The organism is Streptomyces ossamyceticus, assembly GCF_001418475.1.
Classification (GTDB): Bacteria; Actinomycetota; Actinomycetes; order Streptomycetales; family Streptomycetaceae; genus Streptomyces; species Streptomyces ossamyceticus.
In genome coordinates this window covers 1-9,616 of record NZ_LIQX01000379.1, presented here as the reverse complement: position 1 = coordinate 9,616, position 9,616 = coordinate 1, and the positions used below count along the sequence as shown (strand labels likewise).

General features: G+C 71.8%; 11 protein-coding genes and 2 pseudogenes. 5 read left to right on the top strand and 8 right to left on the bottom strand.

Annotation, left to right across the window (positions count from 1 at the left end):
- Window positions 1–440, top strand: a pseudogene (locus AOK15_RS26415) (MFS transporter); the annotation flags it as partial.
- A gap of 23 nt (window positions 441–463) precedes the next feature.
- Here the strand turns inward: AOK15_RS26415 and AOK15_RS26410 are convergent.
- Window positions 464–1,267, bottom strand: coding sequence for a VOC family protein (locus AOK15_RS26410; protein WP_055520857.1), 804 nt, complete (start codon window positions 1,265–1,267; stop codon window positions 464–466).
- A gap of 377 nt (window positions 1,268–1,644) precedes the next feature.
- Here AOK15_RS26410 and AOK15_RS26405 point away from each other — a divergent pair, with 377 nt between their 5' ends.
- Window positions 1,645–1,830, top strand: a complete 186-nt coding sequence (locus tag AOK15_RS26405; protein ID WP_055520856.1) for a hypothetical protein — start codon at window positions 1,645–1,647, stop codon at window positions 1,828–1,830.
- 222 nt (window positions 1,831–2,052) lie between these two features.
- Here AOK15_RS26405 and AOK15_RS26400 read toward each other — a convergent pair whose 3' ends face one another.
- A complete protein-coding gene (locus AOK15_RS26400; protein ID WP_055520855.1) occupies window positions 2,053–2,616 on the bottom strand; it encodes a snapalysin family zinc-dependent metalloprotease in 564 nt (187 codons plus the stop codon).
- 325 nt (window positions 2,617–2,941) lie between these two features.
- Between AOK15_RS26400 and AOK15_RS26395 the strand changes: the two genes are divergently transcribed.
- On the top strand, window positions 2,942–3,202 hold the full coding sequence (locus AOK15_RS26395) for an inner-membrane translocator (protein WP_240508600.1): 261 nt from the start codon (window positions 2,942–2,944) through the stop codon (window positions 3,200–3,202).
- 54 nt (window positions 3,203–3,256) lie between these two features.
- Here the strand turns inward: AOK15_RS26395 and AOK15_RS26390 are convergent, their stop codons facing one another.
- Window positions 3,257–4,285 carry a LacI family DNA-binding transcriptional regulator gene (locus AOK15_RS26390; RefSeq protein WP_055520860.1) on the bottom strand — a complete coding sequence of 343 codons (1,029 nt, stop codon included), beginning with the start codon at window positions 4,283–4,285 and terminating at the stop codon, window positions 3,257–3,259.
- A gap of 230 nt (window positions 4,286–4,515) precedes the next feature.
- Here AOK15_RS26390 and AOK15_RS45220 point away from each other — a divergent pair, with 230 nt between their 5' ends.
- Window positions 4,516–4,776, top strand: coding sequence for a hypothetical protein (locus AOK15_RS45220; RefSeq protein WP_157870375.1), 261 nt, complete (start codon window positions 4,516–4,518; stop codon window positions 4,774–4,776).
- Here the strand turns inward: AOK15_RS45220 and AOK15_RS48600 are convergent.
- The 3 genes and pseudogenes from AOK15_RS48600 to AOK15_RS26380 all read right to left on the bottom strand — a co-directional run bounded on the left by AOK15_RS48600 (window position 4,773) and on the right by AOK15_RS26380 (window position 6,246).
- On the bottom strand, window positions 4,773–5,075 hold the full coding sequence (locus AOK15_RS48600; RefSeq protein WP_338059925.1) for a hypothetical protein: 303 nt from the start codon (window positions 5,073–5,075) through the stop codon (window positions 4,773–4,775). The two genes, AOK15_RS45220 and AOK15_RS48600, sit on opposite strands and share 4 nt — an antisense overlap.
- A pseudogene (locus AOK15_RS48865) lies at window positions 4,957–5,424 on the bottom strand (maleylpyruvate isomerase family mycothiol-dependent enzyme); the annotation flags it as partial. The gene AOK15_RS48600 and the pseudogene AOK15_RS48865, both read right to left, overlap by 119 nt.
- Window positions 5,425–5,595: 171 nt before the next feature.
- Window positions 5,596–6,246, bottom strand: a complete 651-nt coding sequence (locus AOK15_RS26380; protein ID WP_338059924.1) for a restriction endonuclease — start codon at window positions 6,244–6,246, stop codon at window positions 5,596–5,598.
- A gap of 312 nt (window positions 6,247–6,558) precedes the next feature.
- Between AOK15_RS26380 and AOK15_RS26375 the strand changes: the two genes are divergently transcribed.
- Window positions 6,559–7,197, top strand: coding sequence for an HAD family hydrolase (locus AOK15_RS26375; protein ID WP_055520858.1), 639 nt, complete (start codon window positions 6,559–6,561; stop codon window positions 7,195–7,197).
- Between the two features lie 64 nt (window positions 7,198–7,261).
- On the opposite strand, the gene AOK15_RS26370 is transcribed toward AOK15_RS26375, so the two are convergent.
- Together AOK15_RS26370 and AOK15_RS26365 are read right to left on the bottom strand one after the other, a co-directional pair.
- A complete protein-coding gene (locus tag AOK15_RS26370) occupies window positions 7,262–7,447 on the bottom strand; it encodes a hypothetical protein (RefSeq protein ID WP_055520853.1) in 186 nt (61 codons plus the stop codon).
- Between the two features lie 241 nt (window positions 7,448–7,688).
- The coding region (locus tag AOK15_RS26365) for a protein translocase subunit SecDF (protein WP_055520852.1) at window positions 7,689–9,616 on the bottom strand (1,928 nt) is incomplete at its 5' end.

Below are 9,616 nucleotides of genomic sequence, written 5' to 3'. Positions count from 1 at the left end.
CCGGTGCCGGCGGGCTGCTGGGCGCGCTGGCCGCTCCCCGGCTGCAACGGCTCAGCCCCACATCCGTCGTGCTGGCGATGTTCTGGGTCGCCGCCGCGACGATCCCCGCGATGGCCGTCCGGCCCACCGCCTGGACCATCGGCCCCCTGCTGGCCGCCGCCTTCTTCCTGGCTCCGGCGGCCAACGCGATTCTGTACACCTATCAGATGACCATCACGCCGGATCACTTGCAGGGGAGGGTGCTCAGCAGCCTCGCCCTCATCGGCGGTGCGGCGGCCCCGGTGGGGCCGCTCGCCTCAGGGCTGGTCCTGGAGCACTGGGGGGTGCGGGCCGCCCTGCTGTCGATCGCGGCCGTCATGGGAGTCGTGGCCCTGGGAGCCACTTGGAGCCGCACCGTCCGGCACCTGCCCCCGCTGGACCGGGCCACGGCCGTGGGTTGAGCCGAGTCGGCCCGCCCGCGCGATCAGTTCGGGGCCGGGGTGAGCACCACGAAGTCCGCGTTCGACGGGTCGAGGCAGACGGCCAGACGGCCCACGCCCGGCGCGTCCTGCGGCCCCATCTGCACGCTGCCGCCGTTCGCGGTGACCTCGGCGACCGCCGCGTCGCAGTCGGCGACGGCGAACACCGGGTGCCAGTACGGCCGCCCGTCCGTCAGCGTCAGATCCCCCTTGCCGAGCTGCATGAGGCCGCCCTGCATGCGTTCCTCGGGGAGCCCGGCGGGCGTGATGAGGGTGTACGTGCCTCCGCCGCCCGGCAGTTCCATCTCACCGAACCGCCAGTCGAAGACCTTGCTGTAGAACTCCTTGGCGGCCGCGGCGTCGCTGGTGTACAGCTCGGTCCACGACAGCGAGCCGGGCTCGTCGGCGAGTTCGAAGCCCGCGTTCTTCCCCGGCTGCCAGACCGCGAACTGACCGCCCAGGGGGTCGTTGTACTGGGCCATCCGGCCCCAGTCGCCGAGGTCCCTCGGCGCCACCCGCACCGTGCCGCCGGCCTCCTCGACCGTGCGGGTCGTGGCGTCCGCGTCGGTCACGGTGTAGTAGATCATCCAGGCGGAGCGGGCACCCTCCTCGGTGAGTTTGCCGAGTCCGGCGACGACCTTGCCGTCCTTCCGGAACATGCCGCCCTCCATGTCCTCCCCCTCGACCTCCCCCATGGGCTCGTACTCCCAGCCGAGCACCGCCCCGTAGAAGGCCGCGGTGGTCCGGACGTCGGGGGCACCGAGGTCCAGCCAGCAGGGGGAGCCCGGGGTGAGGTCAGTGGTGATCACGGCAAGTCCCTTTCTCGAGTCCTTGAGCCTCACCCTGACACCTGACACGGGCCAGCGCGCGTCGACCGCCGCGGGGCACCGTCAACAGCCGCCGGTCCCCCGCCGCACCCACTCCGTGTGGCGCCTCCGCGCGCGTCCGCAGCGATCGCGGCCGTCGCCGAGGCGATGGCGGCGTCCGGGCGCTACGAGGAGGGCGTCGAACTCGCCGACAGCCTGCCGGAGCCGCTGATGAAGAGGCGGGTCCTCGCCGACATCGCCCACCGGGCAGCCCGGCGCGGCGACTTCGGCACAGCCGTCCGCACGGGCGCCGCCATCGGGCGCAGCGAGCGTTCGAGGCCGAAGCGTCCGACCCCATCGGCCCGGAGGACGGGACCGGTGTGTGGCGCTGCGACCTCCTCAAGGCGGCGGCCGAAGGACGGGGCGACAGCGCGCGGGGCAGTTCGGCGGCCGTCGAAGCGCTCAGCCTCGGCCCCTGGCACCGCTGCCTGCACGCCACGCATTCCGCCGCGCCACAGGATCTGGCGGAGGCGGTCCGTTCCGTACTGCACGACGGTGGGGCGTAGCGGCGGGACGGCGGGGCGGCGTCGTTCTCGCCGCTCCGCATGCGGGGCCGCCGGGTCGCGAGGGTCGTCCAGGGTCTGGTCGTGGGGAGGCACGGAGGGCGCGCGTACGCCCGCCGCATGTGCTCCGGCGGGCGTACGACTGCGGATCGGTGGGCGCTCGCGGTCAGCCATGTGTGGGGGAAAGCGGGCACCCTGCGCTCCCCCCGAACCGTGGGGCAGGCGTCAGTCCACGATGACCCCCGCCCTTACGGTCGGGGCCGGTCCGACGAGCGCGCCACCGAAGTTGCCTTCGACCTCCGCCTTCTCCGCGGCGTTCGGATACGGGTTCGTGCAGGCGGTGCCCGCGCTGGACCCGGACATCAGGCTGGAGCACGGTCCGGGCTTGCGGTCGGGGAGGCCCAGGATGTGCCCCAGTTCATGGGCGGAGATGCGAATGGTGTTGTGGCCCTGGTCGACGGCCTGGCGTCCCATGTAGACGGTTCCGTTGCCGAGGGAGGTGGTGAGGGCGCGCGGCCAGCCGTTGTCGGCGACGACCCGGATGTTCGCGCGTTGCCCGGTGGCGGCCGGCCGCAGTTCGACGGCGTCGACGCTCTCGTTCCAGATCGCCGCGCCCCGGTCCACCGCGCTCCTGAACTCCGCGGAGCCGCTGGCGTCGTAGGTGAGGACGCGGGCGGCGGCGGGAGCATCCGCCGCGGCGGAGGGAGCCGCCGCGGCCTGGCCGCCGGTGAGGGACAGGGACACCACCACGGCCGCGGCGAAGCCGCCGGTCAGCGTACGGATGTGCATGTTCGACCTCCTCGTGGGGGAAGGCAGTCGTGCTCATGACATTCTGGAGGTCACTGCCCGGTGGCGGTGAGGGTGAATCCGTCAATCTGGAGCGGCACTCGGCCGGACTGTCGTCCGGGGCCCTCTCAGCGATCGGTGAGGAGTCCGCGTCCTGCAGCAGAACTGGAGACGGCGACGCCCGACGGGTGGACGCGCGTTGTCGGCGGCCGACTCTTCGGAGGGAGGGACGCCGAGCGATGACTCAACCCTGTCCGAATCTGCCGACAGACAGCCCTCCGGCCTGGAGAGTGCCCTCACCACAGGCTGCCTCCTGATCCTCGTACTGGTGGCGGACGTGGCAGCCACGTTCTTGGTCGTCATCGTGCTCTCCGTCCGGGCACTGGGCCGGATGGACGCCGGTGCCGGACAGCGGGCGAGCAACGTTCTGCCCCCGGACTGGGGACCAGTGGTGGGCTTCGGCGCCTTGGCCCTGGTGGTCGGCTTGACGGCCGTCGCGCTGGTGTGGGTCGGGCACCGCGTCATCGGAGCGGTGCAGTTGACGCTCTGTGTCGTCCTGATCGTCCACGCGCTGGGGTTCTGGCCCTGACCCGGAGGTGCCCGACGTGGTCGCGGCCCTCGCGGATGCCGTGCGGTGAGCGGGTCACGTCGTGCCGCGCACACGCAGGCTCGGCGTCAGGACGATGGGGGGCGGCTGTTCGCCTGCGAGGAGTCGGTCGACCTGGTGGATCGCCAGTTCGCCCAGCCGACGCTTGTCGAGGTGGAGGGTGGTCAGGGGCGGGTCGACCAGATCGACGACGCTGAGCCCGTCGTAACCGACCAGGGCGCAGTCGTCCGGTATGTGGACGCCGAGCCGGCGGGCGGCCCGGAGCGCGCCGATCGCGACCAGGTCGTTGAAGGCGACCACGGCGGTGAGGTCCGGGCGCGCGGCGTGCAGCGCCTCGAACGCGACGGCGCCCCCCTCCGGTGACTGCTCACCCATGACGATCCAGTCCTCGTCGACGGGCAGACCGTGTTCGCCGACGACGTCGAGGAAGGTGCGGCGGCGGAGCGTCGGGGCGTTCACGCACTCGCAGTCGATCATGCCGATCCGGCGGTGGCCCCGGTCGATGAGGTGCTCCATGCCGGCCCGGATTCCGGCAGCTGTGTCGATGTGGACCAGCGCGTGCTGCGACGAGTCCAGCCCGCGATCGACCAGAACCAGCGGGACGGAGCCCGCGTACGGTTCGAGCTGCGCGTCGGGATGGCTGATGTAGCCGACCAGAGCGTCGACCTGCTGGCCGAGTGAGCGGACCAGGGCCAGTTCCCGTGACCGGTCGTTCTCGGTACTGGCCACGAGCACCTGCCAGTCACGTTCGTCCGCGGCGGCGATCACTCCCGCGACGAACTCCGGGAAGAAGGGGTTGACCACGTCGGGGACGATCAGTCCGACGGACACGACGTCCGGGCGGACCAGCCCCCGGCCGAACCGGCTGGGCCGGTACCGCAACTGCCTGGCGACATCGAGCACGCGCTGCTGGGTCCCCGGGTCGATCTCCCCCTTGCCGTTGATCGCCCGGGAGACGGTCTGGTGGGACACGCCCGCCGCCCGAGCGACGTCGCGGAGCGTGACGCGCTTGACGGTGCGCGCACCCGGCGCCCGCTGGTCTTCCGTTTCCCGCTGTCCGGCCACGCTGCCCACTCACTTCTGTTCCTGTGCCACCCGGTGTCCCAGTCAATCAGGTTCACGGATCTGCCGGTCCGGCGCCGCCCGCCCGTTCCTGCCGCCGGAGCGAGGCAGCGCCGACCCGCCCACGGCGGATCGTGCGCCGTCGGCGGCGGGCGTTGACGGAATGCGTTCTGTGAGCGACGATCCCGTTAGCGTTCACGTTAACGGTAACGGACCAAACGAGGGAGAGCACAGTGGCCAGTTCTCGAGGCCCCCTGCCGCACGAGCCCCACCAGCTGTTCCAAGGCGTGTTCCACGGCTGGCACAAGCAGGTCGGCGCCTTTTCGGCACTGCCGGGCGCACCGGTGGAGCCGGACGACCCACAACCTTGGTGGCGCCGGCTGAGCGGCCGGAAGCGGAGGCGGCGGCCTGACACCCTCGACACGCACGAAGCGGTCGCCAAGGGCCACCCGCTGCGCCTGACCGGGCGCTGCGGCACCGGCCCAGGCCTCTAGACCATGGTCAAGGGGTGACCCGTCGGCCCGTAGTCGATCTTCCAGTCGTCGTAGACCACGCGGAACCCGTCCTTCCGTCGGGGAGTCGGGGCTCCGGTCCACGGCTCCCCCGCGTGGTCGGCGTACGCGCGGGCCTCCACCGGGCGGCCGGTGAGGTGCAGGAACAGGGCCACGATCGGGCCGCGGACCTCCTGGCCGCTTCCGCGGGTCCACTCGATGTCGGCGGCGACGAGCCGGGCTCGGCAGGGGCCGGGGCCGCGGCGGGATCCGCATGGTCCACACGCGGTCGGCCGAGTCACGGGCCGCAGCCAACGGCATCTCGCGCGGCCTGCCGACCGCGAGGGCGACGTCCTGGCCGTGGACGATGAGGTCGAGGAGCGGCTCGCGGGGCCTGGTGAGGGGAGCCAGGCAGTGCGAGCCGATGAACGAGCGCAGGTGGGTGACGATCTCGGCGGTGGGCAGTTCCGCCTCCCGCACCACCGAGTCGTGGATCATCCGGTTCCAGTTCCCACGGGCGCGGAGCATTTCGCGTACGACCTGCCCGGTGGAGAACCTGGCCGCGAGTGTCAGATGGGCGGCCACGTCTCGCACCCGCCAGTCCGGGCACCGGGTGCGCGTCGCACACTCCTCGGATCTCAGATCCTCCAACAGGTCGGCGAGGCTCGCCCGTTGACGCCACTGCGGCGCTGAGCCCTACCGTTCAAGGCGTTCGATCAGCCCCCGGCGCCACTGCCGACCCTCGCCGAATGCCGGGCACGCCTGGCGATCCGGCCTGCGTGGCGCGAACCGGCCTGCGTGGCTCGGCACTCCCCCGCCCCGTTATCCGTCCACCCAGCTCTGTGGGACCGTCTCCCAAGGGCACGGTCCGGTGCCGTCCGTCCAACTCCTGAGCTTCTCCCCGTCCACGCACACGATCCCGCACTGGTCGGCGTACTCGGCCGCCGGCGCCGTGAAGTCGCTGGTGGTGACCAGTACGGCCACGTCGGCCTCGTGGACCGTGAAGCATGTGCCGCCGAAGCGCTGGAGGTCCTGGGAGCCGACACGGTTCGCTTCGCCGTAGTACTTGCACTGGATGACGACCCGGCGCCCGTCCGGCGTCACCGCCACGACATCGGCGCCCAAGTCCCCCGCCCCTCCCACGACTTCGACGCCGGAGCAACCGTCGCGTTCACAGAGGGCCGCGACCGCCTCCTCGAACTCCTCCGGGGTCAGGGACTCGTAGCCGGGGTCGACCTCGACGGCCGTGCGCTGTCGGGGGATCAGGTCGGTGTCCAGTTCCTCGGCCGCCTCCCTCGCCGCCTCGTCGAGCGCCGCCGCGGCCCGGCGCGCCGCCCTCGCCACGTGCAGGCGGCGCCGTAGGCCCACGAGGGCGGCGACGCCCATGACGACCAGCACCAAGACCCAGCCGGGACGCCTCTCGACGGCGCCTGCCATCATGCGGGCCACCCAGCCGAGCACGCTGATCAGCACGGCCAGGATGACGAAGAACAGGGCGGTCGAGCGGAGGTCGAACCGATGTCGGCGGGGCGCAGCCGATGTTCGGCGTCGGGGCAGAGTCCGTGTGCGCGGTATCTGACGCCCGGGCAGAATGCGCGTGCGCAGCGTCTGATGCGCGGGCAGTGTTCGACGCGTGGGTACGGTCACGCCAAGCCCCCCTCAGGACCGATGGGAATGATCACTCCCCACCGTCTGCCCAAGATCGCCACCTTCACCGTCCGCACCACGTTCGGCTGCGCCTGTCATGATCGACACGTGACCGGTGAAGCTGGGCGGCCTGGCCGCATGAAGTACGTCCTGTTCGATGTCGACGGCACGTTGATCGACGCGTTGAGCAACCAGCGCCGGGTCTGGGAGACCTGGGCTGCGCGTTACGGGCTGGACGGGGACGAGGTCTACCGGGTGGCTCTGCGGACACGGCCGATGGAGACGTTCGCCCGGGTCGCCGGCGACCGTGAGCCGAGCGAGTGCCTGGCCCTGCTGCACGAGTTGGAGGACGAGGACGTACGGTCCGGCGTCTACGCCGCTTTCCACGGAGCGTCGGAGTTGCTGCACGGTCTGCCGCCGGAGGCCTGGGCGTTGGTGACCTCGAACTACGAGCACCGGGTGCGCGGTCGTTTCGCGCGCACGGGCCTGCCCGTGCCGGACGTGATCGTGGACGCGGCCGCCGTGGAAGAGGGCAAGCCCTCTCCCGTGCCGTATCTGCAAGCCGCCGCACGGCTGGGCGCCCAGCCGGCCGACTGCCTGGTCATCGAGGACGCCCCGTCCGGAGTACGGTCCGGGTTGCGCGCCGGGATGACGGTGTGGGGCGTGAACACCGCCGCCGCGGTGGAGGGCGTTCATCGTCACTTCGTCACTCTGCGCGAAGCAGTCCCTCACATCCTCGCCTGGGCGTCCGGGCCGCAGAGGAATGCCGCGGTCTGAGCCCGGGCGCCGGGTTGTGCGAAGCGGTCGTGGTCGCCTGTTCTCGGGGTGGGCGAGCGCCTCGTCAACGGCGTTGCCGCGCCAGGAACTCGATCAGTTTGATCTCGCTTCGTTCGAGGCGCTCCCGCTGAGCACGAGGCAGTGAAGCCAGGGCGTCGACCAGGACCCGCTCTCTGGGCACGTGCACCATCGTCCCCGTGTAGACCCGGCAGCCGAGGCACCAGGCCAGCCCCACGCAGCGCTCGAACATGGGGGACTCGGGCGGGTGGAAGCGGTACTGGTACGAGCGAACGGGTGTTCCGCAGGTCGCGCAGATCCGTCGCTCACCGTCCTGGACGGTCTCCCAGGTTCCGGCCTTGCGCCACCGATACCTGTCGTCGGGTGCTCTTCACATCGTCATGGGGGCATCCTCCCCCAGGAGACGGCCGTTTGCCGAGGATCGGTGATCGCTGTCCCCGTGGCCGTCTCACGCGGTTCCGACACGTCGACGGTCATGCGGGCTCGGGGGCTGCCCGCTTGGTCAGGGAGCGTGGGTGCAGTTCCACGGCCAGGGGTGCGGCGGTGAAGACGGAGGAGTACGTGCCGACGGCCAGGCCGATGAGCAGGGCGAGGGCGAAGTCGGTCAGGGCGTCGTCGGCGAGGACGGCGAGGGCGGTGAGGATGAGGGCCGCGCCCGTCCCCGTGTTGACGGTACGGGGCAGGGTCTGCAGGATCGCCTGGTTGGTCAGGCGGGCCAGAGGTGCGGTGCGGTCACGGGCGAGGAGTTCGCGTACGCGGTCGAAGAGGACGACGGAGTCGTTGACCGAGTAGCCGATGACGGTGAGCAGGGCGGCCAGGAAGATGCCGTCGATGGGTTTGCCGAGCCAGGCGAACACGCCGGCGAGGATCAGCACGTCATGGGCGAGTGCGCCGACGGCCGCGGTGGCGAACCTCCAGCGGAAGCGGACCGCCAGATAGGCGAGTTGGGCGCCGAGGGCCAGGCTGAGGGCGATGAGGGCGTTGCGACGCAGCTCGTCCCCCAGCGTGGGGCCGATCAGTTCGTCGCGGACCTTCTCCGCGTCGCCGCCGAGCCCGGTGATGGTGTCGGTGACCGCGGCCGTGTCGGTGTCGGTCAGGTCCTCGGCGCGGACCGTGAGCCCGCCGTCACCGGAGGACTGGACGAGTGCGCGCGGGAATCCGGCGTCGGCGAGCGCGGCACGCGCCCGGTCCGGGTCCACGGGGGTGCTGGTGGTGTACTCGACGAGGCGGCCGCCGGTGAACTCGATGCCGAAGTCGAGGCCGCGCACCAGGATGCCCGAGGCCGTCACGACGAGGAGGGCGGCGGAGGCCGCGAGCCAGCGGCGCGGATGCCGCATCAGGTGCGGACCTCGGCGCAGCAGACGGTCGCGGACCCATCCGGTGTGCGCGATGCCCGTGATGCGGGGGCGGCGGTGGACGGCGGTGCGGCCCACCGCGTACTCGGCGAGCACGCGGGAGATCAGCAGGGCGCTGACCATGGAGGCGAGGACACCGATACCGAGGGTGACACCGAAGCCGCGCACCGGGCCGGACGCGAAGGCGAACAGCAGGCCTGCGGCGATCAGCGTCGTGATGTTGGAGTCGGCGATGGCGCTCAGCGCCCCACGGAACCCGGCCGCCAGCGCCGAACGGGTACTGGGGCGGTTGCGGTTGGCGTGCTCTTCGCGGGCGCGTTCGAAGACCAGGATGTTGGCGTCGACGGCCATGCCGATGGCGAGGACGAACCCGGCGAGACCGGGCAGGGTCAGCGTCGCCCCCAGCGCTGCCAGGGCGGCGTACGAGATCAGTCCGTAGCAGGTCAGGGCGAGGGTCGCGAGCAGGCCCATGAGCCGGTAGACGGCGATGACGAACAGCGCGGTCAGCGATGTGCCGATGACGGCGGCCCAGGCTGCCGCGGTGATGGCCGCGTCGCCGAGGGTGGCGCCGATGGTGCGCTGTTCGATGACCTCGACCGGTACGGGGAGGGCGCCGCCGGAGATGAGCAGGGCCAGTTCGCGGGCCTCGGTGGCGTCGAAGGAGCCCGTGATCTGGGTGGTGCCGCCGGCGATGCCGGCCCCGCAGGTCACGGCGGACGCCACCTGCGGCGACGAGATGATCTTGCCGTCGAGGACGATGGCGACACGGCGCTGAGGATCGCCCGCCGGGTGGCAGGCGGCGTCGGCCGTGATCCCGGTCCAGCGGTCGCGGCCGGTGTCGGTGAAGTCGATGGTGACGTGCCATCCGGCGCCGCTCTGCTGGTCGATGCGGGCGTCGGCGCTCTTGACGTCCTGACCGGTCAGCTCGGCGGCCTTCAGTCGCAGGGGCTGTCCGGTCTCGTCCGGCAGCACCCGTGCGGCGGAGGGATCGGCCGGGACCGCGGTGGTGTCGGCGCCCTCGGCCTGGCCGAGGACCTCGTGAACGG